Genomic DNA, 24,100 nt, shown 5'->3' on the forward strand with positions numbered 1-24,100 from the left:
CCACGCTATATTATCTCTTTAACCTGTTTTCCGTTTTTTGGAACGTCTCTCGTTTGCTTAAATCCTGCTGGTAAGACTTATTCGTAAACCTTGATCTCGTTGTAGAAGGTATCGCGTTCAACCGGAATCCGGCCAGCGCCTTGGATGAGCCAGACGAGCTCTTTGCGTGTCAGCCCCTCCGGAGTCAAGGCTCCTGCAGCATGGCTGATGCGTTCTTTGAGGATCGTACCATGGACATCGGAAGCGCCGAAGCTGAGAGCAACTTGAGTCAATTGCGGTCCGATATTAATGAAGTACGCTTTGATGTGGTCGATATTATCGAGCATCAGACGGCTGATGGCAATGGTCTTCAAATCCTCATAGGCCGAATTGCGGCGCATGATGCCTGCATTCTTATTCTTCGGCTGCATGGACAGCGGAATGAATATCATGAATCCACCGGTTTCATCTTGAAGATCCCGAATTTGCAGCATATGGCGGATCCGGTCCTCATGGCTCTCGATCGATCCGTACAGCATGGTCGTGTGCGTCTTCATGCCAAGCTTATGTGCGGTACGGTGAACGTCGAGGTATTGATCTACGTTGGCTTTATCCACCTTCATCTTCTGACGGTATTGGTCAGACAGAATTTCGGCGCCGCCGCCCGTTAAAGACTGAAGACCCGCTTTTTGCAGTTCTTGAAGTACTTCCTTCGTGCTAAGTCCGCTAATGCGAGTGAAGAATTCAATCTCCGCCGCGGTATAGGCTTTCAGGGTTACTTCCGGGAAACGCGCGCTCAATGCCTTCAGGGAATCTACATAGTACTGGAACGGCACATGGTTATTATGTCCGCCAACGATGTGAAATTCACGAATCCCGGGATGAATATGCTGCTCGACATACTCGATCATCTCAGCGCCGGAGAGGGTGTAGGAGCCTTCCTCGCCTTGATCTTTCCGGAAATTGCAAAAAGCGCAGTGGGATTCGCATACATTCGTAAAATAGAGACTCATGTTCTCAATGAAGTAAACTTTTTTCCCGTTCTTGCGCAAATTTGCTTCATTAGCCAGCTGCCCGAGGGTCAGCAGGTCATCGGTTTGGTACAAATACACACCGTCTTCAAGATTCAGGCGTTCGCCGTTTTGGACTTTCGCAACGATCTCCGCCATTCTCTGATCGGTAAATGGTGTCACAATTGTGGACATGTTCAATCCTCCTGTTCACACTTGAACTGCATAGAAGATCCAGCAGAAAAAGCGATCATAAAGTGAATCACTCCCCTAAGGGAACGGTCCGTTTATAGTGGTATAACAACAAACATCAATAATGGGCTGAATAAATAAGTAAGTTTGTGAAAAAATATACAACTGTGGACCAGCCATAACCTTTGCCGCTTTTTTAGCTGAGGGATGTGACAAATATCCAACAGTTGCCGCCCATGTTCCTTCCCTATTATAAACCTGACCCCTCGGGGTAGCAATACAAATAGAGGAATTGAAAATAGGTTATTCATTACATATCAAACGCCATCATAACAACCTTGAGCGAATTCGCGAAGAGGAGTATACTGAAAGAGTGAACGAAAAGGAGGGTGACCTATGATTACAATCAGCGACTCAGCTGCAGAACGTTTGAAAGAAATGCTTGCTGAACAGGAAACGCCCAATATGTTCCTTCGACTGGGTGTCACTGCCGGCGGCTGCAGTGGTTTTTCATATGCAATGGGCTTTGACGATCAAGAAACGGAAGCTGACGTGTACATGGACCTGCAGGACATGAAAGTCGTTGTCGAGAAGGACGATCTGAAGTACCTGAACGGTCTTGAAATCGACTTCGAGGAATCCGGCATGACCGGCGGCTTCACCATCCACAACCCGAACGCCACCGTCACTTGCGGCTGTGGTTCGTCATTCCGTACGGCAACGGATGCGGGCAAACCGAACGAGGAGCCTTGCTAATCAGCGGGTTTTTAGCGTTAACGGTTTCGGATGTGACGATCGGAAGACTTGCGGAAGCTAGGCGCCATGATTGCGGAATGCACCGATAAATACGCAGACCTCAATCGCGATATGGAATAAACCCAACCCTAAAATTAGCGTTTTGGGATTGTGGATCACGGCCTTTATGACGGTGTATAACCGTTATGGAGGTCGTTTTTTATAATAAAGTTATATAACTAAATGAAGGGGAATCCTGCTCATGAGAAATAAGGTGATCGCACGGTTACTCCTATTCTTGGTTTTAGTAGGATGCGCGGGGGAGAAGAATCTCTTCCATATTGAAGGGGCCGTTGAAGAGATAAATCTAAAGGAAGCATGTATTTATGTAGACGGCTTTTGGTTACCGGTAAAAAATGCGGAAACTTATCATGTTGGTGATGTGGTCTTCGCAGAAGTTGAGAGTAAAGCAGAAGGAGACCAATATGACCCCGAGAAAATCACGGTCAATAAAATAGAAATTAGAGAACCATCCAATAGATAAACACGATGGTTAGGCTTCCTTTCCAAGAACATAAAAAAGCAGCCAACTCCGCGGTAAGGAGAGGCTGCTTTTTTGGGGGGTTCTTCCTATTCAGACCGGGAAGAAGAAGGTATCGTTCAGCATCAGCACGATCATGCCGGCGGCCACAAGCGAAAATACGATGCAGCCCGCTCCGAGCCCTCTGCGCTTATCCTTGATGAACTTGAAGCCCATGACAAAGATAAGAACGGTGATGGCTGCCAGGGCTACCGACATGCCGACAATGGCAATCCAGTACAATATTTCAAACAACGCTGCCAAGGTGACAAAGCCTCCTTTATAGGTATCCATGGTGATGGATTTAATACGGACAAAGCTCTTTTCTTACTATACGATAGATCACAGCATTTGCAAAGGGAGGCTGCCGTGAGGCAGCAAGAACCTCGATTATTAGGCATACCATCACGGACAATCATCCAAGACAAAGCGCGGATAGGGGAATAGGATAACGTATGTCATGAATAAAAGGAGGCGAAAGCAGCATGGCGGGAAGACAACTGGCCAGCAAGTGGCTGAAGACGGAAGCGCTGCTGACCGATCCGCAGGTTGCTCCCTACATTCCGGCTACCGAGTCGTATGGAGGGGATACCCTGGTCTCAATGCTGGCCGAACACGAAATGGTCGTGATTAAGCCGATTATAGGAACCGGTGGTAACGGAGTCATCCGAATACAAAAAGACGGAACGGGATACTTGGTAACCCATAAGAGGCGTACTGTTCATGTAGATACATTGAATTCCCTGTTATACGTACTGAGCAGGATGAGGCTGAGACGGCGCTACATGATACAGCAGGGCATTCATTTGGCTAGAATTCAGGGACGTCCGCTGGATTACCGTGTAAAGGTAGTCAAGGATCGAGGGAGATGGGAATTCCGGGCCATGCTTGGGCGGCTCGCGAGCCCAGGGCTTTTTGTGACGAATATTTGTAAAGGGGGGACGCTGCTTCGTTGTGGTCCTGCACTCCGGCTGTCACTGCCCCACATTAATGCGAGGGAAAAGCGCAATGAAATGCGCCAATTAACCAGGCAGTGCATAACGATACTGGAATCCCGCTTTCCAGGAATCGGGGAGCTGGGGTTTGATTACGGACTAGACAACGAGGGTAAGATTTGGATTTTGGAGGTAAATACAAGACCAAGCTGAATTTTTTGTTTAATTTTCCCAAATGGAGACGTTTATATGATTTTTTAATAGGGTAATAAAAAAATAACCACAATCTACCGATATTATAATTGATCAATTTTTTTTATAGTAGAAGTTCCCTATATCCTGTGTATAACATTTATCCCCATAATCCACTTTGATATGACCCTGTTTTTTACACTTACCAACAAATTATACACAGGATTTCCACAAGAGGTTGTGGATAAGCGAACAGTTGTTCCGTTTTAGCATGTCTGATATGATAGATTCAGGAAATTTGAGGAAGGGGTGTGAGAGGGATGGCTATGTTGACGGATGAGATGCTTCTCGATTCCTATCATATGGCTGTTGAGTTGAAGTTGGAACGAGAGTTCATCACTCTACTGCTAGCCGAAATTCATAAACGGAACTTGGACACCGATTCCGGCAGCATCCTGCATTAATCAGATTTTTCGTATATAGAATAGATAACTTACGACATGATACGTATATAATGTGGGAGCTTTCAACCAAGTTCTACATATGGTTTGAAGAATAGAAAAGGTATCTTCGGTTCCAGGGCGGGTGTAACCCCTTTCGGAACGAAGATACCTTTTTTTCTATGAATATGGATGTAGATGAAGTTAAAAATTCTAGCTGCCTTTACAATTTCATGTTACTGCTGTGGCCCGGTGCCAATCTGGCCTCAGGATCGAAGTAAACCTTGGCATTGTTCACGGCGGTAGGTGCTTCACCAAATCCAACAGCGATCAGTTTGACCTTGCCCGGATAGGTGGTAATATCGCCGGCTGCAAAAATGCCCGGGATACTTGTTTCCATACGGGAATCCACCACAATGGAGTTGCTTTCAATGGCGATTCCCCATTCGGAGATCGGACCGAGAGAGGACACAAATCCGAAATTGACAATGACATCGTCGACTTCAATCTCCTGCGTCTCTTTGGTCTTAATATGTGAAAGCGTAACCTTCGTAATCGTATCTTCACCATGCAATTCGGTGATCTCGGTTGGTGTAATGATGTTCACCTTCGATGCCATGAGCTGCTCCACACTATGTTCATGGGCACGGAATTTGTCACGGCGGTGAACCAGTGTAACCTGCTCGGCGATGGGCTCGATCATGAGCGCCCAGTCTACCGCGGAGTCGCCGCCGCCGCTGATGAGAACCTTCTTGCCTTTGAAGCGGCTGAGGTCGTTGACAAAATAATGAAGGTTGGTCTTTTCGTATGCTTCTGCCCCTTCAATCTCCAGTCGACGGGGTTGGAACGCTCCTACACCGGCTGTAATGATAACAGCTTTGGCGTGGTGTTCACCCAAATTCGTTTTTACGACAAAATGACGTTCTTCGAGTTTTTCCACAGCTTGTACTTTCTCTTCAAGACGAATGTCCGTTTTAAAAAGCTCCATTTGGGCGGACAGATTGTTCACAAGCTCTTGAGCGGTTACTTTCGGAAAGCCTGCTACGTCATAAATATATTTCTCAGGATACAGCGCAGCCAATTGGCCTCCAAGCTGAGGCATGCTCTCGATAAGTTTTACCGAAGCTTGGCGCATTCCGCCGTAAAAAGCAGCAAACATACCTGCAGGTCCGCCACCGATAATCAAAAGATCCGTCATATTGCTGTCTTGTGGCATCGTTGTCATGCGGTAAGCACCTCCATAAAATGAGTTTATATTCGAATCAGACAGACGTTCTTGTCCGGATAAAGCTGATTCACGAATTCCTTACCTATTATAATCGTCCCGAAGCGGCATGAAAAGACGAGAAATGAGTTAAAATACCTAACATTGGAATGGATACGCTTACTTAGTAAGTAAGGGGATAAATGGCGGAATGATTTGCACATTATATGGCAAAAAATTTCTTGATATTTGCATAGTTTATGCATATGATTAACGTGATAACTTGTGTTCATTACAGGGTAGTCCTATATATTGTCAACTGTAGCCGAAGTAAGGAAACCTTAGTGTTACAGCTGTTTTTGAACCTTAATGAACCATCAGGTCAAATGTTGAAACGGGCTCTGATTAGGGCTCTTCTCTTTTTTTGGATGCAATTTCACAGAATGTTAACATGTGTACCATACTGTATATATAAAGAGTAAGCTGGAAGGAGCAATAGAATGAGCAGCATACCGAAGATCGTAATCCTTGGCGCGGGTTACGGAGGCATATTGACAGCGCAGCGGCTGCAAAAAGAGCTGAATTATAATGAGGCCGATGTTACATTGGTGAATCGCCATGATTATCATTATATTACAACGCATTTGCATATGCCGGCAGCAGGAACAGACAGCATTGAGAATACCCGGGTATCCATTTCCAAGTTGATCGACGAATTCAAAATCGACCTGGTCAAATCCTCGGTTCAGGAAATCCGCCTTCACGATAAGAAGGTTATTCTTGAAGATGGAACATTATCCTATGACTATCTTGTCATTGGACTCGGCGGAGAGCCGGAAACCTTCGGGATTCCAGGACTCGCAGAGCATGCGATGACGATCCGAAGCATCAACTCGGTACGATTGATACGTGAGCATATTGAGTATCAGTTTGCTTTATATAAAAATGAGCGCAGACCGCAGGAGCGCATTAACTTTGTCGTTGGCGGAGCCGGATTCAGCGGCATCGAGTTTGTAGCCGAGCTGGCGGACCGCATTCCGAGACTGTGCAAGGAATACGACGTCGATCCGACGCTGGTGAACATCTATAATGTCGAAGCCGCTCCTGCCGCGTTACCGGGGTTTGCACCGGAACTGGTGGAGTACGCCATGAGCGTTCTTGAGAAGAAAGGCGTTACCTTCAAGATGGGCATTGCGATCAAGGAATGCCTGCCAGGCGGAGTCGTTCTGAACAATGGCGAAGAGATCCGGGCGGCAACGGTGGTATGGACCGGCGGCATCCGCGGGAACCGTCTGGTGGAAGCAGCCGGTTTCGAAACGATGCGAGGCCGCGTCAAGGTTGATGAATACTTGCGTGCTCCCGGATACGAGAACATTTATATTATCGGCGATAACTCCCTGATTTTTAATGAGGAAGGCAGACCTTATCCGCCGACCGCCCAAATGGCGATGCAGCAAGGCGTGTGCTGTGCCCAAAATATCGTTGCGGCCATTCGGGACAAGTCGATGCGCAAATTCGAGTTCCATAACAAAGGCACGGTAGCTTCTCTTGGACGGGGCGAAGGCATTGCGGTTGTCGGGGATAAGAAATATCAGGGATGGAAAGCGGCCCAGCTGAAAAAGTTGGTTGATCTGCGCTACCTCTTCATTATTGGAGGGATTCCGCTCGTCCTGAAAAAAGGCAGGTTTCTATAATGAGACACTGCAGCGTTCAAGTACGGGGGCTGCTCACCAGAGATGAGCTGGATCGTTATAACGCTCTCATGGAGGTAGGCTCCTATCTGGAGTCGCAGGAGCGGTACGATCTGGCTTACACCATTCAGCAGGAGGTCGACATTCTCATACTTCCTGCTATTGAGCGGCTCAAGGATAAGGGGCGTGCCCGGGACCGGGCGACGGCTGAATATCTTGAAACCTTGCGCAAGCAAGAGCAAGATGAAGACGACGGTGAGGAATAGAAGAAGGGATGCCCTCGTGTTGAGAGCATCCCTTTTTTGACATTATAAGTTTTTTGGGGTCCCCGCAAAGTATGTGGAATAAAACATCGTAGCATAGGCTCCACTTTGTGGGGATATTTTGTACATGCTGTTTATGTGCAGAAGGAATTATACCTTCATTAAATCTGTAAATGAAGCCTGATCGAGCAGGTTGCCGACATAGAACGGACCAAACTCGCCGAAACGCGCACTTACTTCGTCAAATCTCATTTCGTACACGAGCTTCTTGAACTGAAGCGCGTCGTCGCTGAACAAGGTTACGCCCCATTCCCAATCGTCGAATCCAACGGAACCGGTGATGATCTGTTTGACCTTGCCGGCATAACCGCGGCCAATCATCCCGTGGCTCTTCATCATGGATTTGCGCTCGTCCATGCTGAGCATGTACCAGTTGTCCGACAAATCCCGCTTTTTGTTCATCGGATAGAAGCAGATATGCTTCGATTTTGGCAGGGCCGGCTTCAGACGGGCAATGACATGCGGATTCTGCATCGGATCCTCATCGGAGGAGCCGGCCAGGTAGTTGCTCAGCTCGACAATGCTTACATAAGAATAAGCCTTGGTGGTGAACTGGGCGAACGTTGTTTTGTTAAAGGCGTTCTCGATCGCGTTCAGCTCTTCCAGCGTCTCGCGCAAAAGCATGAATACAAAATCGGCTTTCTGACCGACGATGGTATATACAGCGGTACTGCCTTTTTGGGCAGCTTCGACGGCATCCCATTCCTCGCGGAATGCATTCAGCTCGTCCAGCGCAAAAGCACGTACTTCTTCATCTGCAGCTTTCCAGGCCGGCCAATTGATGGTGCGGAAATCGTGCAGCGCATACCAGCCCTCAAGCGTCATTGCAGCTTCGTTCATGTGATCACTCCTAAACGTTATGTTCGTTATAATTGAAGCGGATGGCCGCTTGCATTAACTTCCTATATTGTACTGTAAGCGCAGTCGGAAGGGCAAACGCCGACACAATGTATTCACGATTGTTCGTTGATCTGTGACATTATTTTTAGTAAACTAGCTATTAGCTAAAGCTTGGTGTGCTGTTTCTTGCTGCAATAGAGTAGAATAGCTGCTACGCGTAGGTGATAAAGAAGAGGTGAAAACAGCGATCATGCTTCAATTTATTCCTGTGCTCGTGCTGATGATTTTGTTTTTTGTCATGATGTTCGGTATCGGTTTTATCCTAAATATGTTGATGAAGACGACCTGGTTTCCTTGCTTTCTGTTCGTGATCGTCATTTTGCCGGTCGTTGTATACAGCTTGTGGGATCGGGGCCAAATGTCGTTCTGGACTCACGTGGGATCCTTCCAACTGGTGGATTACTTAACGGGAGTTGCAGGTCTGATTGGTGCCTACATGAGCGGATGGACCATTAAGACATTGCGTATTAAAGGCTTTAGAATGTTTTAATCGCGCTTGCGCAAATTGAATGTAGTGTTGATGGCGGCTCTGCAATACCTGGGGGCCGTCATTTATTATTTGTGGAAGCATGCAAATGGCGGGTGCAAGAATTCCAGAATTTTTGATGCGAAAGAACCGACTTCGAGACGACGGATTTATGATAGAATAGAGGAAGTCTATTTTTGGGCGACAGGGGGAGCATAAACGATGCGCATGACTAATTTTTTACATTTTACCGAGAACCACCGTTACTGCGTATACCGTGACTTCTGCTTAAGCGGCCTGGATGACAAAATGCTTGGTTCGATTTATCAACCGATGGTTGGCGCGTTTGCTGTCAGTCTGTACCGTCTTCTCGTATCGCATGTGCCGGTGGAGAAGGTGGGTTACTCGGCTATTGAACAGCAGCGAAGATTATTCTTGACATTAGGGCTTGAGCCTAGTGAAAAAGGACGCCGATTTCTCATTGAGCAAACCTCGAAGCTGGAAGCGGTAGGTTTACTGCAGACAAGCCGGATGTTTGTCCCGGAAACGGATGACCATATCTATGAATATGAGCTGCAAGCACCGCTCAGTCCAGCGGAGTTCTTTAACACTCAGCATCTGACACTGCTGCTTCGCGACAAGGTGGGGAAATTCGCCGTTCTGTCGTTAAGAGAAGAGCTTTGGAGCAAGGAACCCCTTGAATGGTCCGGTATTTCCTTCAACAAGGAGAACATTTCGGTTCCCTTTTATGATATTTTTGAGCTGAACACGCATGTCATTGATTATGAACTGGAGCAAGCGCTGGAAGAGGTCGCGGTGTCACGGAAGTCCACGGCGCCGCCAAATCCGCAAGGAGAAGGTCTGAACTATGCGGACATTATTCTCCGTTTCCCGCGGGAATCCCGCAATCGAGTCTTTGTGGAGCGTCTTCGCTACGACCATGAGCAGATGGGCATCGTGAATTACGTGGTGCGGAAATACGATCTCAGCACGCAGGATTTGTGCCGCCTGTTGGACGAGGACGGCATATTTACCGAGCATGGCGAGGTCGTGCTGGATGATCTTCAGCACAAAGCCAGTCTTCACTTTAGACAGGGAATGAAGATGCAGGAGAAGCGGCAGATTACGGCAGGCAAGGTCGTTGCTTTGCGGCAGGAGATGACGGCCGATCCGGAAGAGCCGGCACAGGAGCATGCGGTAGAGATGGAATACTATGTGGAGGTTCCGACTCAGTTCCAATCGAAGTGCGACATTCACCAATATAATATGATGCTTCGCAACGAGCCTTATACCCGGCTCCTGCAGACCTTCTTCCCGGGCTCGGTTCCAGCGCAGTTCCTGGACATTTTCGAAAAGATCGATCTGAGTTACAAGCTGCCGGGTGAAGTCATCAACGTACTCATTCATTATTTAATGTCACTCATGGCCGCAGGCGGCGAGCAGCGCATCAACCGCAATTTCGTGGAGGCCATTGCTTCCAATATGCTGCTGAAGCAGGTAAACAGCTATGAGAAAGCTGTTCAGTATATACGCGATCAAGCCAAGATGAAAGGCAAGCAGAAGGCGACCACACAACGTACGCGTACATACGCTAAAGGCGGAAAGGTGAAGCCGGAAATTCCAGTGGCTCTGGAATCCGATCAGGCGGAGGCCGTATCGGATGAGGAATTCGAAGAAATGATGCGATTTGCGGCAGAAATGCAGGCCGGCAGCAAGAAGGGCGGATAAAGAAACCTGCTTAAGAGAGGAGGGAGCTAGAGATGGAGTCCCTTGGTGAACTGCTGGAAAGCATGAAAAGTCCTGCGCTCCGGCGCAGAACCGAGCAGATTATGGAAGATTTGCTCAGGAATCCTCTGATTCAAACATTGCGGAGCGAATACCCGGAGATCGATGACCGGGTCATTCGTTTGAATTTAAGCAAACTGTATCAATATGCGGGAGATCAGGCCCACTGCAAGGCATGCCCGGGTCTGGACCGGTGTCCGAATGATTTCCAGGGACATTTCAGCAAGCTGGATATCCAGCGGACGAACGGAACCGTGGAGATCTATGAGCGGAAGGCGCCGTGTTCCCTGCAGATTGCGAAGACCAATGAGGATCAGATCAAAAAACGGATCCGCAGCTTTTATGTCGATGAGCATGCCTTGAACGAAGGTTATGACAATATGGAGATTATGGCGAAGGACCGCCTGCGGGCACCGGCCGTGCACCAGGTCTTTAAATACATCCGGGATACGAAGGAGAATGGGTTGTCTCCGCGCGGCCTGTATCTCACCGGTTCGTTCGGTACGGGCAAGACCTACCTGATGGGCTACCTAATGCATGAGCTCGCGAAAGCAGGCCATTCGGGCGTTATCGTGTATATGCCTGATTTCGTGGAAGATCTGAAGACCATGATGCAGGACGGACAGAAGCTGAAGGACATGGTGGAGACGATGAAGCATTGCGATCTGCTGATCTTTGACGATATCGGAGCGGAGAATTTGAATCCGTGGGTTCGGGATCATGTCCTCGGCTCCATCCTGAATTTCCGGATGAATCGGCTGCCGACCTTCTATACGTCGAACTATCCGCTCGACGGGCTTGAACAGCATCTGAGCTTCACGAGCAAGGATGGCGAGGAGCTTCACAAAGGTCAGCGCTTGATGAACCGGATTGCGCCTTTTGTGGATGTCGTTCATCTATTCGGGGAGAACCAGCGAGGTAAATTCTAGTATTGCAAGCAAGCTTCCTTTGGACCCCCCCATGAATTGTAAAAAGTCTGATCCCGTTAGCGTATGGAACGCGGCAGGGATCAGACTTTTTATTTACGCACAAGGAGTCATCAAGTATTAGCCGACCAAGAACTTGATAATGACGAATCCGAAAAAGATGATGGTCATGAAACCAAACATCCCCACGAAGCCCATCATCAAATCGCCAAAGTCATTGCGTGGTTCTTCATTGATGTGCTCCCGTGGATCGTTAACGCGTACGTTTACATCCATGGTGCTTGCCTCCTCAAAAGGTGAACATGCCGTGCCAACTCGAAAAACTTGACAGTCACCCGACTTGTTACTAGTAGTATACCCAATGCGCAAATCATTTGTAAAGATTGCATAAAAATCCCGTGAAATCCTCTTTCTTTAGGTGAGTATATTTCACTTTTTCCGGCCGATTGTGGTATACTAAATTCGTCGACCCATTCGACAATTATGATTCGCACTATACCTGATCTTATCCTGTGAGGAGGAGAATACAATGGCTATCGTCAATGTTACCGACCAAACCTTCGTGAATGAAGTTGAAGGTCAAGGAACGGTTGTAGTTGATTTCTGGGCGCCATGGTGCGGCCCTTGTAAAATGCTTGCTCCGATTCTGGACGAATTGTCTTCAGAACTCGGCGATGATGTAAAAATTGCTAAGGTGAACGTGGATGAGAATCCGGAATCCGCAGCACGTTTCGGCGTGATGAGCATTCCGACCATGATTTTCTTTAAAGACGGCCAGCCTGTCGATAAAGTGGTAGGTCTGAACTCCAAAGAAGCCTTGAAAGGCATCATTGCAAAACATCAATAAGCAGGCATGGTCCTAGACCGCCATCTGCTTTCATACAGCGCCTTCGGTGAAACCCGGAGGCGCTTTGTGTGGTTATTCATAGTGTTTTATATTTATGGTTAATACTATATAATCTCCTTGGAGAGGAGGGACAGCATGGACGATTTTGCCAAACAGCTTCAGGACCAGGAGAAGGCGCTGGAAAATATTCGACACAAGCTGGCATTGCTGCCGGACCAGCCCGGCTGTTACTTGATGAAGAATCATGAAGGCACGATTATTTATGTGGGCAAGGCCAAAGTGCTGAAGAACCGGGTACGCTCTTATTTTACCGGAAGCCATAACGGGAAGACCCAGATGCTGGTTTCGGAAATCCGCGATTTCGAATACATTGTAACCGGCAGCAACATGGAAGCATTGATTCTGGAGTGCAACCTGATCAAAACCCATCAGCCGAGATTCAACGTGCTGCTGAAGGATGATAAAACCTATCCATATCTTAAAATAACGAATGAAGAGCATCCCCGTCTGGAAGTGACCAGAAGGGTGCTTAAAGATAAAGCCAAATATTTTGGCCCCTACCCCAATGCTTATGCGGCACAGCAGACCAAGAAGCTCCTGGACCGGATGTATCCTTTGCGCAAATGCGGCGTCATGCCGAAAGAAGTGTGCTTGTACTATCATATGGGGCAATGCTTGGCTCCATGTGTGAAGGAAATTCCAAAGTCTGCATATGAGCAGATCACCGGGGAGATTACATCATTTCTTAGCGGTGGGCATGAGGAGATCAAGAAGGAGCTGCAGCGCAAGATGCAGGAGGCCGCGGAGGATTTGTATTTCGAGCGAGCCAAAGAGCTGAGGGATCAGATCATCCATATTGATACGCTGATGGAGAAGCAGAAGATTACGACGACGGATACGCGGGACCGCGACGTATTCGGTTATGCTGTGGATAAAGGCTGGATGTGCGTGCAGATTCTGTACATGCGCCAAGGGAAAATGGTGCAGCGCAACAAATCCGTTTTTCCGTTCTACGGCGATGCGCACAGCGACTTTATGTCTTTTATTGCCCAGTATTACAGTGATAATCCTGCATTGCCGCAGGAAATTCTGCTGCCTGAGCCTCTGTTGATAGACCAGGCTGATTCGGAGCCGGTTACGGGAACGGCTGCGGATGCAGGTGTGCGAAGCCCAGAGGAAGCCGTGGATTCGGCGAATCCGCTTTCCGCAGGGACATTGGATGCGCAGCAGGCTGCCCTTGCCCAGGCACAGGAGGAGCAGGCGGAAGCTGCGGGCATCGTGGATGCAGCCGGAGGGGCTGCCGCCCTGCAGGAATGGCTCGGCGTGAAGGTGCATGTGCCGCAGCGAGGCTTGAAGAAGCAGATGGTGGGCATGGCATCGGATAATGCGAAGGTGTCCTTGGACGAGAAATTCCGCTTGATTGAACGTGATGAAGAACGCACCTCGGTTGCCGCGGCGAATCTGGGCGAAGTGATCGGCCTCCAGTCGCTGAACCGGATCGAGGCATTTGATAACTCGAACATTCAGGGGACCAATCCGGTATCGGCCATGGTTGTATTCACCAATGGGAAACCGGACAAGAAGGAATACCGGAAGTACAAGATCCGTACCGTGCTGGGACCGGACGATTATGATACGATGCGTGAAGTCATCCGGCGGCGGTACGAGCGCGTCTTGAAGGAGAATTTGCCGCTTCCCGATCTGATTGTGGTCGATGGAGGGAAGGGGCAGATTTCCGCCGCCATCGATGTGCTTGAGAATGAGCTGGGGCTGTTTATCCCGGTCTGCGGGCTTGTGAAGGATGCTAAGCATAAGACAGCGCAGCTCATGGTCGGAGACCCGCCGGAGCCGGTTACGCTTCCCCGGGACAGCCAGGAGTTCTATTTGCTGCAGCGCATTCAGGACGAGGTTCACCGTTTTGCGATTTCCTTCCACCGCGAACAGCGCGGCAAATCGATGGTATCCTCCAAGCTGGATTCCATCCCGGGCATTGGAGAGAAGCGCCGCAAGCTGCTGTTAAAGCATTTTGGCTCAGTCAAAAAAATAAAAGAGGCTTCAGTCGAAGACTTCAAGCCCCTTTCAATCGGTGAGAAATTAGCAACGGAAATTCTTAAGGCACTTCGTGAGGAGGAGTCGTGACATACGGCTTCTCTTTTTTTGTTGGATTGAAACGGTAAATCGCATAGGCGACCATCGCCGGAAGCACCATGTAGAAAGCACCCATCAGCAAGTTGCTGGTATCCTTGAGCAGGATCAGGCTAATGCCCATCAAGATGCTATTAAAGATGACATGGGAGAACATGGCCGCCAAATACCCGTATTTCAAAAAGATGTAGCTGAACAGCAAGCCGATGATAACCAGTTCAATGGGCCTGGAAATTACAGGGTATATCGGATAGAGTGTATGCCCGAGCGCCCAGATGATCGAGGTGATCAAACTGGCCACGAACGTATTGCGCACAATCTTTTTCAGCATTTTGATCCCGAACAGCCGATAGACGGCCTCCTCGGATATGCCGGCCAGCCAAGCCATCAGCGGAAACAGCCAAGGATAGAGCATGTTATAAGGCGACTGTGTGGCATCCGTGGTGGACCATGTATTCAAGGTTAGCCCCAGAACGACAAAGATAATGGATTGGACCCCAAGCAGGATGAAAGCCCACATATACCCCAGCTTCATGCTGTCCAGCACATAATGACCGTATCCGGGTTCTTTGGCGCGCGGCCATGGATTGAGCCCGTCTTCTTTGAGCCATAGCCCGCTCCCCCCGACAAGGGAGAAGTAGAGCAGAGCTGAGAAGATGAGCGAATAGACCGCATAGAAAATCATCATCCCGAGTATGCCGGTTTGCGACATCCCCTCGGATTTGAAAACGGGAATCAGATTGTACGTATTCAGCATCTGAATGACAAACAGCAGCGCCGATAGGAACAGGCCGCGCTTAAACGACGTGTAGGCTCTGGTCTTCACGCTGTACACAATCGCAAGTATGCCAAGGATGAGGGTGAACAGGCCATACCCTGCGAGCGTCAGCAGCGTGGCATCTTGGGTCTGCTTGTTGACATAGGCGGAATGGGCGGCCGGGACCGAAAAAGATGGCTCATAGGAGCGTAATTTCCCCTGCTCGAAGGTGAAACGGTGCTCCAATCTGGAATCGCCGATCTTGGATTCCGGATCCACATACCGGAGCCGGGGTTCCCCTTCCCGGGTAACCAGCTCCAGTTGCGAAGGATCATAGCCCGCTCGCTGGAGCCAAGGCTCAGCGAGAGCCTGCTTCTCGGCTAATGACATGCCGTCCTCGACGACAAGCAGCATCTGCCTTTGTACATCGCCCTTGTTCAGCTCAATCCGGTCATAGCTGGAGCGGGTGTAATCGTATGAGAAGCCAACGATGCCTGAATTTTGCATGTGCACGTCCACATTGAGGGCATCGCCGCCCGGCTCGCTGAAGCGAACGCGGTATACGTCATAGGGATATTTGGCTTCATAGGTTTTGTTGTATTCCGAAAGTCTTTTTTCCTTCGCCAGATATCCGTAAAGTTCCGATTTGGATTGATATGTAACCAGCGTGTCATCCGTTTTTGCAGCCGTAAACTGCAAAAACTCCTGAGCAAAGCTTGAAGCCGCTTGCCGAGCCTGCTCCTTGGATATGATATTCGGAGATGCCATCTCGGTAGAATCCGAATTCGTCGACGGAAACACCTGAAATAATAGGAACAGAATCAGGCCGACTGCGGCAGGCGCGATGAGCTGCTTCAGATTGGGCTTCAGCTTCAAGGGCTCTCTTGCACGATTCATGAAATTCCTCCTCTAAGAAAGTTGATACTCCCACTGGTATTCGATATGCCTGATTAAGAACGCATAGAGTCAATATAACATAGTTATGAAAGTCATAAGCAGCTTATCCCAATATCCGGAATAATGAAACAAATCGATGAAAATGAATGAAAGGTTTCGAAAACGTTAGAGAACCCTATGCTTGTATTCTTGAATATGCCCAATTCGCGCTCTTTTAAAGATTTTTTGGGTGAAAAACGGCATTGGGTTACGTACCGGATTGCGTTATAATCACATCATGCTTCAAGGAACCGAATATTCCAGCCGAATTTCGTACTGAAAATGGGGGAACCATGTAATTGGGGTGAATTTCATTATTTCCAGAATAATGAATAGGGCGACCTGTGAAAATGCCCGAATCCGTCAGCTAACCTCGTAGGCTGCAGCACAGGAACCAGACCGTAAAGGGCACTGCGTTTTCCAGTGTCTTTTTTTCTTGATTTTTTTTAAGAAGGTGACCGATTGAACTCTAAATTGAACTGGCTCAGGTTGTCTCCGCCGCAGATTCTCGTGCTTGGTTTCGCGGCTATTATTTTCATCGGGACGGCGCTGTTAATGCTGCCGATATCCACAAGTACAGGTGAACCGCTGGAATTTATCGATGCCTTGTTCACTTCGACATCGGCAACTTGCGTAACGGGTCTGGTTGTGGTGGATACAGGAACGACATTCAGCTCCTTCGGAGAGATCGTGATCATGCTGCTGATTCAGATCGGCGGGCTCGGATTCATGACGATGGCCACTTTGTTTGCCTTGGCTCTCAAAAGGCGCATATCGCTCAAGGATCGCCTCATTCTGCAGGAAGCGATGAATCAGTCCTCGATGGAAGGAATCGTAAGGCTGATTCGCAGAGTGCTCCTGTACTCCCTGATCATCGAGGCCTGCGGTGCCTTGATTCTGTCGATCCGCTGGGCGTTTGATATGCCGATCGGCCAAGCGATTTATTATGGCGTTTTTCATGCGGTCACGATGTTTAACAACGCCGGTTTCGATTTGTTTGGCGATTTTCGGAGTTTGACCGGTTATGTCTATGATCCTGTAGTCAACGTTGTCGTGATGTTTTTGATTGTCTCGGGCGGCATCGGTTTTATCGTATTATCCGATCTGATTGATTTCCGGAAACAGCGGAGACTTTCCTTGCACTCCAAAGTAGTGCTCACCATGACGGCTACCTTGCTGCTGGTTGGATTTATCGTCATTCTTATTTTTGAATTCACCAATCCGAGGACGCTCGGCTCCCTGAATTGGGGCGGAAAATTCTTCGGCGCGTTATTCCAATCCGTAACGCCGCGTACAGCTGGCGCGAATACTATAGATATTACGGGGCTTAGACAGGCCACGCAATTTTTTATCGTTATTCTGATGTTTATCGGAGCATCCCCAGGTTCAACCGGGGGTGGTATCAAAACAACAACCTTCACCATTATGGTGGGGGCGGTCATCGCCATGATGCGCGGGCGTGAAGACATCGTCATGTTCCGTTATCGCCTGGCCCAGGAGCGTGTGCTGAAGGCACTGACCATTGCATTACTGGCACTGCTGCTCGTTCTAACCGTATCGATGATTCTGTCGACGACAGAGGAAGGGGATTTCCTGGAGATTCTATTCGAAACGACGTCCGCTTTCGGTACGGTGGGTCTATCCATGGGCTTAACGCCTGATCTGACGGTGTTCGGGAAGGTTTTGATCAGCATTACGATGTTTGCAGGGCGATTGGGGCCTTTGACGCTTGCTTATGCACTGGGGCCGAAAAAGGGTAAAGAATTATATCGTCATCCGGAAGGCAAAATGATTATTGGATAAGGAGTACTGGAGAGACATGAAACCAAAGCAATTTGCAATCATCGGTTTGGGACGATTTGGCGCCAGCCTGGCGCTTGAACTGATGGAACAGGGATATGAGGTGCTCGGCATCGACCGAAATGAAGAGGTTGTCGAGGATATGAGCGAGCTGCTGACACACACGGTGGTAGCGGATGCTACCGATGAAGAGGTGCTTAAATCGCTCGGTATCCGTAACTTCGATTGCGGCATTGTTGCGATCGGAAACGATATTCAGATGAGCATCTTATCCGCCATCTTGTTGAAAGAGCTTGGTGTCGCCATGGTCGTTGCCAAGGCGATTTCGGTGCTGCACGGCCGGGCGCTGGAGAAGCTGGGCGTCGACCGGGTGATCTTTCCGGAACGGGATATGGGGATCCGGGTCGCTCACCAGCTTGTCACGCCCAATCTGCTTGACTATATCGAATTATCCAAGGACTATCTGATTGTGGAGATGACGGTCACGGACTGCATGGACGGAAAAACGCTTAGCGAGCTCAATACGAGGGTTCGTTACGGTGTCAGCGTGGTGGCCCTGAATAAACAATCCGGCATCATCGTAGCGCCGACAGCCATGGACGTGGTGAACTCCGGCGACATTATGGTCGTTATCGGTTCGAATGATAATGTGGATCGCTTTGAGTCTGAGGTCGTGAATATGCTCGAAAAATAAATATAGAAGAAAAAAACCTGACGGTCATGCATATCGTCAGGTTTTCTTGGTTTTATCCTCCTCCAGCTTACGGAACAGAATTTCCGTTTCGTCAATCCAGCGGCTGGCTGCCTTGCTTAAATCCGAGGCTTGGCCGTAGATCAGCGAAGTCGTCCGCCGGGTTTCGATGAGTGCCGGAATATGAATGTCGACAAGCCCGTTATCGGATAACAGCTGCGGCCTGAGATAGGATTTGGGCAGAAGCGCGGCCGCCTTGCAGGTCGGGATGAGCCTGACGATCGCTTCGAAGGAGTCGATCTCCATGCGGATATCCGGCATAATGCCCCAGCGGTGGAACAGGTCATCCGTCAGCTTGCGATACCAGGTTCCAGTCGAGAAAATGATCATCGGCAAGCCTTGGAGCTGCTCGATTCCAACATCGTCGAGCTCCGCCAGCGGATGTGAAGATGGGATGACAAGCTCCAGATGGTCATCAAACAACGGGATGCAGTTTAATCCGGGCTGGTTGATGGAGGAGGCGACAATGCCGACATCGACGCGTTTATCTCTTACATAAGAAACGATTTCATGGGTCTTGCCGGTAATCAGCTTGATTTCGGCCGCGGGATGTCGCTCCATGAATGCGTTAACGAGCGGGGGCAAGGTCGTCTGAAGGGTGGTCAGGCTGGCCCCCAAGTTGATCGAGATCTGATCCCCCTCCCGGTAATGGGCTAACGTCTGCATGAATTTGATCTGCTGCTGCCGCTGCTCCAGGGCAAAGGTGTAGACAATCTGTCCGATGGAGGTAAGCTCCAGCCGTTTGCCCCGGCGGTTGAACAGCTGCAGCCCGAGCTGGTCCTCCAGCTTGGCTATTTTCCGGGACAGGGCCGGCTGGGACAAGTTAAGCAGCTTGGAGGCCTGGTTTATGCTGGATTGCTCTACAACGACGGCGAACATGTCCAGTTCTTCGAACATGGAATTCCTCCTATATAAAATAGACATGCGTGCAAAACATTGCTTATGCGTATAGATTATAACGATTAATAATTATATTGCAATTCCATTATAAGAAAAAAAGGAGTAACATGAAACATGACACAAGTTGTTCACACGATTGCCGAAATCGGCAGCTTTTTGTCGTTGCAACGGTTTAATGCTAGTTCATAAAGGTCGGTTTAGATGCCGAGTGGCTTCCTGATTCACTTCGTAATCCAAAGTGGGCCTTGTGAACAACCTCTTTAGGACAGGGTAAGTGTAATTGTTCTGAAAATAGGAAAGATTGAAAATGAAAACGCTGCACATTGGAAAGGGGAACGTCAACTGATGAAAGGGTATTATTCCAGAAAGCTGCATTCTTTACTCGGTGTCATACCGCTTGGGGCATTTTTGCTCAGCCATATGATTTCCAACTTTAAGGCTTTCGAGGGTGGAAAGGAAGGCTTCGCAAGCGCGGTCCATTTTTTGAACAGCATGCCGCTGGTATTTTTCCTCGAGCTGTTCCTGATCTGGCTGCCACTGCTATATCACGGCGTCTACGGGTTATACATTGCTTACCAGGCGAATAACAACGTGGGCAATTACAACTATGAACGGAACATCCGCTTTACCATCCAACGGATCACCGGCGTTATTACGTTCGTTTTTGTTATCTGGCATATGTACGATACGCGTTTCCAAATCATGATCGGCAAAATCACGCATGACGATTTGGGCGCCACGATGCACGGCATCATGAACAATCCGGTTCTGTTTGCTCTGTACGTCATCGGCGTTGTTTCCGCAACCTTCCACTTCGCTAACGGCCTGTGGGCGTTCCTCGTCAGCTGGGGCATTACCGTCGGTCCGCGCGCGCAGAAGGTATCCACTTACATCTGCATGGGCTTGTTCGTATTGATGAGCGTGCTGTTTGTTCTTGCTATGACAGCATTCCGCGGCTCCGAATTCCAGGCGGCGACGGCAGCGATCGATGTAGTTAAGACAGTCTTAAGTTAAGGGGAGTGAACGAAAAATGGCATCTAATATTATTGTAGTGGGCGGCGGCCTCGCCGGGCTGATGGCAACCATCAAAGCGGCAGAAGCAGGAGCTCACGTTCATCTATTCTCACTTGTACCTGTTAAACGCTCTCACTCCGTGTGTGCGCAAGGCGGCATCAATGGCGCCGTGAATACGAAAGGTGAGGGTGACTCTCCTTGGGAGCATTTTGACGATACGGTGTACGGCGGCGACTTCCTTGCGAATCAGCCTCCGGTTAAAGCGATGTGTGAAGCGGCTCCGGGCATTATTCACTTGATGGACCGCATGGGCGTTATGTTTAACCGTACGCCGGAAGGACTGCTCGATTTCCGCCGTTTCGGCGGAACGAAGCGTCACCGGACTGCGTTTGCCGGCGCAACGACCGGACAACAACTGCTCTATGCGCTTGATGAGCAGGTTCGCCGCTGGGAAACCGCGGGTCTTGTGACCAAGTACGAGAACTGGGAGTTCCTGAATGCGATCATCGACGACGAAGGTGTATGCCGCGGTATCGCTGCTCAGGATCTGCGCTCGATGGAGATCAAGTCGTTCAAAGCTGAAGCAGTCATTCTCGCAAGCGGTGGTCCTGGTATTATTTTCGGAAAAACGACCAACTCGGTGATCAACACGGGAACAGCGGCCAGTGCCGTTTATCAGCAAGGCGTTCATTATGCCAACGGCGAGTTCATCCAGATTCACCCGACAGCCATTCCAGGCGATGACAAGCTCCGCTTGATGTCGGAATCGGCACGCGGCGAAGGCGGACGGATCTGGACCTATAAAGACGGGAAGCCATGGTACTTCCTCGAAGAGAAATACCCAGCTTACGGAAACTTGGTGCCGCGCGACATCGCGACGCGTGAAATCTTCTCCGTCTGCGTTGATATGGGACTTGGCATCAATGGCGAGAACATGGTCTACCTTGACCTCTCCCATAAAGATCCGAAAGAGCTGGACGTGAAGCTTGGTGGCATCATTGAAATCTATGAGAAATTCATGGGCGATGATCCGCGTAAAATCCCGATGAAGATCTTCCCGGCAGTCCATTATTCCATGGGCGGCATGTGGGTCGATTACAACCAAATGACGAACATTCCGGGGCTGTTCGCAGCCGGAGAATGCGAGTATCAATACCACGGTGCGAACCGTCTGGGAGCGAACTCCCTGGTCTCCGCCATCTACGGCGGTATGGTGGCCGGACCGAAGGCGATTGAATATGTCAAAGGCCTGAAGAAGTCCGCTGAGGATGTTTCCTCCACAGTATTTGATCGCGCTGCGAAAGAGCAAACGACCAAATACGAAGGCCTGCTCAAAATGGAAGGAACCGAGAATGCTTATGTAATCCATAAAGAGCTCGGCGAATGGATGACCAACAACATGACGGTGGTTCGCTACAATGACAAGCTTGAAGCTACCATCGGCAAAATCAAGGAATTGAAGCAGCGTTACCGCAATATCAATATGACGGATACCTCCCGCTGGAATAACCAGGGCGTGGCGTTCACGCGCCAGCTGTGGAACATGCTGGAGCTGTCCGAAGCCATGACGCTGGGTGCGCTTCTCCGGAACGAAAGCCGCGGCGCTCACTATAAGCCGGAATTCCCTGATCGTAACGATGAAGAATTCCTCAAGACAACCAAAGCGACCTGGACGCCTGATGGACCGCAAATTTCATACGAAGAAGTGGATGTTTCCTTAATCCCGCCGCGTATTCGCGACTATTCGAAAGACAAGTAAGAAGGAAGGGGGATTTACGATGTCTCAAACGACAGCCGCCTCAAAGAGCGTTAAGTTTATCATTACACGTCAGGACAATCCGGAGACGAAATCCTATACTGAGGAATTCGAAATTCCGTACCGTCCCGGCATGAACGTTATAAGTGCGCTGATGGAAATTCAGCGCAATCCCAAAAATGCGCAGGGCCAAACGACCGCACCTGTATGCTGGGACTCCAACTGCCTTGAAGAAGTGTGTGGAGCTTGCTCCATGGTCATTAACGGCAAGCCGCGCCAAGCGTGTGCGGCTCTGATCGATAAGCTGGAACAGCCGATCCGAATTCAGCCGATGAAGACTTTCCCGGTTGTGAGAGACTTGGTAATCGACCGCAGCCGCATGTTCACGGCGCTTAAGCGCGTGAAGGCGTGGATTCCGATCGATGGCACCTACGACCTTGGCCCCGGACCCAAAATGGCGGAGAAGAAGCGCCAGTGGGCTTACGAGCTGTCCAAATGCATGACATGCGGTGTATGTCTTGAGGCTTGTCCGAACGTCAACGAAAAAACGGATTTTATCGGACCAGCCGCCATTTCCCAAGTTCGTTTGTTCAATGCTCACCCGACAGGCGAGATGAACAAGGAAGAGCGTCTGGAAGCGCTAATGCAGGACGGAGGCATCGAGGGCTGTGGCAACTCGCAGAACTGCGTGCGTTCTTGTCCGAAGGGCATTCCGCTGACCACGTCGATTGCGGAAATGAACAAGGATACAACCAAACACCTGTTTAAGCGCTGGCTTAGCGTTTAATCGGTTAATTTTAACACCAAGGCGTCTGACCGGGGCATGGCTTCGGTACAGGCGCTTTTTTGTTGTATGATAGAAATCATGTGTTTTTTTAGGATATTGAAATCGAGGTGAGTTACTTGATCATTGAAAGACCGATTACGATAAAAGATATTAGCGATGACCTGGTTGCTCTGGGCGTAAGGAAGGGAATGACCCTGCTGGTTCATTCCTCGCTTAAGAGCCTTGGCGGATGGATCGTCGGCGGTCCGGAGGCGGTTATACTGGCACTGGAGGGCGTACTGGGCGATGAAGGTACACTGGTGATGCCGACGCAGTCTGCGAACTTAACCGATCCGAAGACATGGGGGAATCCTCCGGCCGACCCGAAATGGTGGGATCTGATCCGCGAAGGCATGCCTCCCTATGATCCGGCTCTGACCGTCACATCAGGGATGGGGATCATACCGGAAGTGTTCCGCAAGCAAGAAGGGGTCATCCGAAGCCTACACCCGCATGTTTCGTTTGCTGCACGCGGCAGGGATGCGAAGGCGCTTATGCAACCCCATTCGCTGAATTACGGCTTGGGAGAAGTCTCGCCGCTGGCGCGTTTATATGAAGCTGGGGCCTACGTGCTTATGCTGGGCAGCGGCTATGCCAATAATACATCCTTCCACCTTAGCGAATATCGCGCGGACTGGGCAGGCAAGAAGGTGGTGACCGCGCACGCGCCAGTACGCAGGGTACAGGGAATTACAGAGTGGGAGGCATTCCAGGATATCAACTATCATTCCGACGATTTTGAAGCGATTGGAGCCTCGTTTGAAGCGCAGTGCCCCGGTGCATATAAGCATGGCCGTGTAGGAAAGGCAGACAGCGTATTGGCTGAACAGCGGACCATGGTGGACCATGCCGCGCAGTGGTTGGAGAAGAACCGTTAGATGCTAAAGCAGGCAGTTGCACGGCTCTCGTTCGTCTCGCATGCGTGTTTTGGCGCTATTTTTTAATGAGGGCTCGGCCGGACATGAACGTTGTATAAAGTGAGCAGGGGCGAAACTACCAGCGACCTCCAG

At 49.6% G+C, this 24,100-nt stretch carries 24 protein-coding genes and 1 riboswitch; of the genes, 17 read left to right on the forward strand and 7 right to left on the reverse strand.

Features of this window, described 5'->3' with window-relative positions:
* Nucleotides 1–77: 77 nt before the first annotated feature.
* Nucleotides 78–1,184, reverse strand: a complete 1,107-nt coding sequence (gene mqnE, locus AK95_RS23845) for an aminofutalosine synthase MqnE (protein WP_071222398.1) — start codon at nucleotides 1,182–1,184, stop codon at nucleotides 78–80.
* Nucleotides 1,185–1,577: 393 nt separating this feature from the next.
* On the opposite strand from mqnE, the gene AK95_RS23850 reads away from it, so the two are divergent.
* Nucleotides 1,578–1,937 (forward strand): HesB/IscA family protein, encoded by a 360-nt coding sequence (locus AK95_RS23850; RefSeq protein WP_071222399.1) that lies wholly within the window; start codon nucleotides 1,578–1,580, stop codon nucleotides 1,935–1,937.
* Between the two features lie 241 nt (nucleotides 1,938–2,178).
* A complete protein-coding gene (locus AK95_RS23855) occupies nucleotides 2,179–2,460 on the forward strand; it encodes a hypothetical protein (RefSeq protein ID WP_071222400.1) in 282 nt (93 codons plus the stop codon).
* Between the two features lie 90 nt (nucleotides 2,461–2,550).
* Here the strand turns inward: AK95_RS23855 and AK95_RS23860 are convergent, their stop codons facing one another.
* Nucleotides 2,551–2,760: a hypothetical protein gene (locus AK95_RS23860; RefSeq protein ID WP_071222401.1), complete on the reverse strand. Its 210-nt coding sequence runs from the start codon at nucleotides 2,758–2,760 to the stop codon at nucleotides 2,551–2,553.
* A 221-nt stretch (nucleotides 2,761–2,981) separates the two neighbouring features.
* Between AK95_RS23860 and AK95_RS23865 the strand changes: the two genes are divergently transcribed.
* Together AK95_RS23865 and sda are read left to right on the forward strand one after the other, a co-directional pair.
* Entirely contained in the window at nucleotides 2,982–3,644 is a 663-nt protein-coding gene (locus AK95_RS23865) for a YheC/YheD family protein (RefSeq protein WP_071222402.1), read from the forward strand.
* 299 nt (nucleotides 3,645–3,943) lie between these two features.
* The gene (gene sda, locus AK95_RS23870; protein ID WP_006212600.1) at nucleotides 3,944–4,087 is read left to right on the forward strand and encodes a sporulation histidine kinase inhibitor Sda; all 144 of its coding nucleotides are present in this window, start codon (nucleotides 3,944–3,946) and stop codon (nucleotides 4,085–4,087) included.
* A gap of 199 nt (nucleotides 4,088–4,286) precedes the next feature.
* On the opposite strand, the gene AK95_RS23875 is transcribed toward sda, so the two are convergent.
* Entirely contained in the window at nucleotides 4,287–5,288 is a 1,002-nt protein-coding gene (locus tag AK95_RS23875) for an NAD(P)/FAD-dependent oxidoreductase (RefSeq protein WP_071222403.1), read from the reverse strand.
* 479 nt (nucleotides 5,289–5,767) lie between these two features.
* On the opposite strand from AK95_RS23875, the gene AK95_RS23880 reads away from it, so the two are divergent.
* Together AK95_RS23880 and AK95_RS23885 are read left to right on the forward strand one after the other, a co-directional pair.
* Nucleotides 5,768–6,961, forward strand: coding sequence for an NAD(P)/FAD-dependent oxidoreductase (locus AK95_RS23880; RefSeq protein WP_071222404.1), 1,194 nt, complete (start codon nucleotides 5,768–5,770; stop codon nucleotides 6,959–6,961).
* Nucleotides 6,961–7,224, forward strand: a complete 264-nt coding sequence (locus AK95_RS23885) for a hypothetical protein (protein ID WP_071222405.1) — start codon at nucleotides 6,961–6,963, stop codon at nucleotides 7,222–7,224. Before AK95_RS23880 ends, AK95_RS23885 begins: the two co-directional genes overlap by 1 nt.
* A 147-nt stretch (nucleotides 7,225–7,371) precedes the next feature.
* Here AK95_RS23885 and hemQ read toward each other — a convergent pair whose 3' ends face one another.
* Nucleotides 7,372–8,121, reverse strand: coding sequence for a hydrogen peroxide-dependent heme synthase (gene hemQ / locus AK95_RS23890; protein ID WP_071222406.1), 750 nt, complete (start codon nucleotides 8,119–8,121; stop codon nucleotides 7,372–7,374).
* 250 nt (nucleotides 8,122–8,371) lie between these two features.
* Between hemQ and AK95_RS23895 the strand changes: the two genes are divergently transcribed.
* The 3 genes from AK95_RS23895 (at nucleotide 8,372) to dnaI (ending at nucleotide 11,361) form a co-directional block, all read left to right on the forward strand.
* Nucleotides 8,372–8,671: a YuiB family protein gene (locus AK95_RS23895; protein WP_015737411.1), complete on the forward strand. Its 300-nt coding sequence runs from the start codon at nucleotides 8,372–8,374 to the stop codon at nucleotides 8,669–8,671.
* Between the two features lie 198 nt (nucleotides 8,672–8,869).
* Nucleotides 8,870–10,375, forward strand: coding sequence for a replication initiation and membrane attachment family protein (locus AK95_RS23900; RefSeq protein WP_071222407.1), 1,506 nt, complete (start codon nucleotides 8,870–8,872; stop codon nucleotides 10,373–10,375).
* Between the two features lie 32 nt (nucleotides 10,376–10,407).
* A complete protein-coding gene (gene dnaI, locus AK95_RS23905) occupies nucleotides 10,408–11,361 on the forward strand; it encodes a primosomal protein DnaI (RefSeq protein WP_071222408.1) in 954 nt (317 codons plus the stop codon).
* 117 nt (nucleotides 11,362–11,478) lie between these two features.
* On the opposite strand, the gene AK95_RS34300 is transcribed toward dnaI, so the two are convergent.
* Entirely contained in the window at nucleotides 11,479–11,634 is a 156-nt protein-coding gene (locus AK95_RS34300; RefSeq protein ID WP_006212594.1) for a hypothetical protein, read from the reverse strand.
* Between the two features lie 253 nt (nucleotides 11,635–11,887).
* Between AK95_RS34300 and trxA the strand changes: the two genes are divergently transcribed.
* Entirely contained in the window at nucleotides 11,888–12,205 is a 318-nt protein-coding gene (gene trxA / locus AK95_RS23910; protein ID WP_009592891.1) for a thioredoxin, read from the forward strand.
* Between the two features lie 135 nt (nucleotides 12,206–12,340).
* Nucleotides 12,341–14,344 (forward strand): excinuclease ABC subunit UvrC, encoded by a 2,004-nt coding sequence (gene uvrC, locus AK95_RS23915; protein WP_071222409.1) that lies wholly within the window; start codon nucleotides 12,341–12,343, stop codon nucleotides 14,342–14,344.
* Here the strand turns inward: uvrC and AK95_RS23920 are convergent.
* Nucleotides 14,316–16,004 (reverse strand): CPBP family intramembrane glutamic endopeptidase, encoded by a 1,689-nt coding sequence (locus AK95_RS23920; protein WP_071222410.1) that lies wholly within the window; start codon nucleotides 16,002–16,004, stop codon nucleotides 14,316–14,318. The genes uvrC and AK95_RS23920 overlap by 29 nt on opposite strands.
* Nucleotides 16,005–16,295: 291 nt before the next feature.
* Nucleotides 16,296–16,440: riboswitch (cyclic di-AMP (ydaO/yuaA leader) on the forward strand.
* A gap of 65 nt (nucleotides 16,441–16,505) precedes the next feature.
* Between AK95_RS23920 and AK95_RS23925 the strand changes: the two genes are divergently transcribed.
* A complete protein-coding gene (locus tag AK95_RS23925) occupies nucleotides 16,506–17,846 on the forward strand; it encodes a TrkH family potassium uptake protein (protein ID WP_071222411.1) in 1,341 nt (446 codons plus the stop codon).
* 16 nt (nucleotides 17,847–17,862) lie between these two features.
* Nucleotides 17,863–18,537 carry a potassium channel family protein gene (locus tag AK95_RS23930; protein ID WP_009592874.1) on the forward strand — a complete coding sequence of 225 codons (675 nt, stop codon included), beginning with the start codon at nucleotides 17,863–17,865 and terminating at the stop codon, nucleotides 18,535–18,537.
* 36 nt (nucleotides 18,538–18,573) lie between these two features.
* On the opposite strand, the gene AK95_RS23935 is transcribed toward AK95_RS23930, so the two are convergent.
* Nucleotides 18,574–19,491, reverse strand: a complete 918-nt coding sequence (locus tag AK95_RS23935) for a LysR family transcriptional regulator (protein WP_071222412.1) — start codon at nucleotides 19,489–19,491, stop codon at nucleotides 18,574–18,576.
* 348 nt (nucleotides 19,492–19,839) lie between these two features.
* On the opposite strand from AK95_RS23935, the gene AK95_RS23940 reads away from it, so the two are divergent.
* The 4 genes from AK95_RS23940 (at nucleotide 19,840) to AK95_RS23955 (ending at nucleotide 23,968) form a co-directional block, all read left to right on the forward strand.
* The gene (locus AK95_RS23940) at nucleotides 19,840–20,508 is read left to right on the forward strand and encodes a succinate dehydrogenase cytochrome b558 subunit (protein WP_071222413.1); all 669 of its coding nucleotides are present in this window, start codon (nucleotides 19,840–19,842) and stop codon (nucleotides 20,506–20,508) included.
* 16 nt (nucleotides 20,509–20,524) lie between these two features.
* On the forward strand, nucleotides 20,525–22,267 hold the full coding sequence (gene sdhA, locus AK95_RS23945; protein ID WP_071222414.1) for a succinate dehydrogenase flavoprotein subunit: 1,743 nt from the start codon (nucleotides 20,525–20,527) through the stop codon (nucleotides 22,265–22,267).
* 19 nt (nucleotides 22,268–22,286) lie between these two features.
* Nucleotides 22,287–23,051, forward strand: coding sequence for a succinate dehydrogenase iron-sulfur subunit (gene sdhB, locus AK95_RS23950; RefSeq protein ID WP_071222415.1), 765 nt, complete (start codon nucleotides 22,287–22,289; stop codon nucleotides 23,049–23,051).
* Nucleotides 23,052–23,167: 116 nt separating this feature from the next.
* Complete coding sequence (locus tag AK95_RS23955) at nucleotides 23,168–23,968, forward strand: AAC(3) family N-acetyltransferase (RefSeq protein ID WP_071222416.1); 801 nt, start codon at nucleotides 23,168–23,170, stop codon at nucleotides 23,966–23,968.
* The last annotated feature ends 132 nt before the right edge of the window (nucleotides 23,969–24,100 follow it).

This window comes from Paenibacillus sp. LC231, assembly GCF_001860525.1.
GTDB lineage: Bacteria > Bacillota > Bacilli > Paenibacillales > Paenibacillaceae > Paenibacillus_AQ.

Coding starts and splice junctions, on each gene's coding strand:
- mqnE (WP_071222398.1), bottom strand. CDS start 1,184: ATGTCCACAATTGTGACACCATTTACCGATCAGAGAATGGCGGAGATC.
- AK95_RS23850 (WP_071222399.1), top strand. CDS start 1,578: ATGATTACAATCAGCGACTCAGCTGCAGAACGTTTGAAAGAAATGCTT.
- AK95_RS23855 (WP_071222400.1), top strand. CDS start 2,179: ATGAGAAATAAGGTGATCGCACGGTTACTCCTATTCTTGGTTTTAGTA.
- AK95_RS23865 (WP_071222402.1), top strand. CDS start 2,982: ATGGCGGGAAGACAACTGGCCAGCAAGTGGCTGAAGACGGAAGCGCTG.
- sda (WP_006212600.1), top strand. CDS start 3,944: ATGGCTATGTTGACGGATGAGATGCTTCTCGATTCCTATCATATGGCT.
- AK95_RS23875 (WP_071222403.1), bottom strand. CDS start 5,288: ATGACAACGATGCCACAAGACAGCAATATGACGGATCTTTTGATTATC.
- AK95_RS23880 (WP_071222404.1), top strand. CDS start 5,768: ATGAGCAGCATACCGAAGATCGTAATCCTTGGCGCGGGTTACGGAGGC.
- AK95_RS23885 (WP_071222405.1), top strand. CDS start 6,961: ATGAGACACTGCAGCGTTCAAGTACGGGGGCTGCTCACCAGAGATGAG.
- hemQ (WP_071222406.1), bottom strand. CDS start 8,121: ATGAACGAAGCTGCAATGACGCTTGAGGGCTGGTATGCGCTGCACGAT.
- AK95_RS23895 (WP_015737411.1), top strand. CDS start 8,372: ATGCTTCAATTTATTCCTGTGCTCGTGCTGATGATTTTGTTTTTTGTC.
- AK95_RS23900 (WP_071222407.1), top strand. CDS start 8,870: ATGCGCATGACTAATTTTTTACATTTTACCGAGAACCACCGTTACTGC.
- dnaI (WP_071222408.1), top strand. CDS start 10,408: ATGGAGTCCCTTGGTGAACTGCTGGAAAGCATGAAAAGTCCTGCGCTC.
- AK95_RS34300 (WP_006212594.1), bottom strand. CDS start 11,634: ATGGATGTAAACGTACGCGTTAACGATCCACGGGAGCACATCAATGAA.
- trxA (WP_009592891.1), top strand. CDS start 11,888: ATGGCTATCGTCAATGTTACCGACCAAACCTTCGTGAATGAAGTTGAA.
- uvrC (WP_071222409.1), top strand. CDS start 12,341: ATGGACGATTTTGCCAAACAGCTTCAGGACCAGGAGAAGGCGCTGGAA.
- AK95_RS23920 (WP_071222410.1), bottom strand. CDS start 16,004: ATGAATCGTGCAAGAGAGCCCTTGAAGCTGAAGCCCAATCTGAAGCAG.
- AK95_RS23930 (WP_009592874.1), top strand. CDS start 17,863: ATGAAACCAAAGCAATTTGCAATCATCGGTTTGGGACGATTTGGCGCC.
- AK95_RS23935 (WP_071222412.1), bottom strand. CDS start 19,491: ATGTTCGAAGAACTGGACATGTTCGCCGTCGTTGTAGAGCAATCCAGC.
- AK95_RS23940 (WP_071222413.1), top strand. CDS start 19,840: ATGAAAGGGTATTATTCCAGAAAGCTGCATTCTTTACTCGGTGTCATA.
- sdhA (WP_071222414.1), top strand. CDS start 20,525: ATGGCATCTAATATTATTGTAGTGGGCGGCGGCCTCGCCGGGCTGATG.
- sdhB (WP_071222415.1), top strand. CDS start 22,287: ATGTCTCAAACGACAGCCGCCTCAAAGAGCGTTAAGTTTATCATTACA.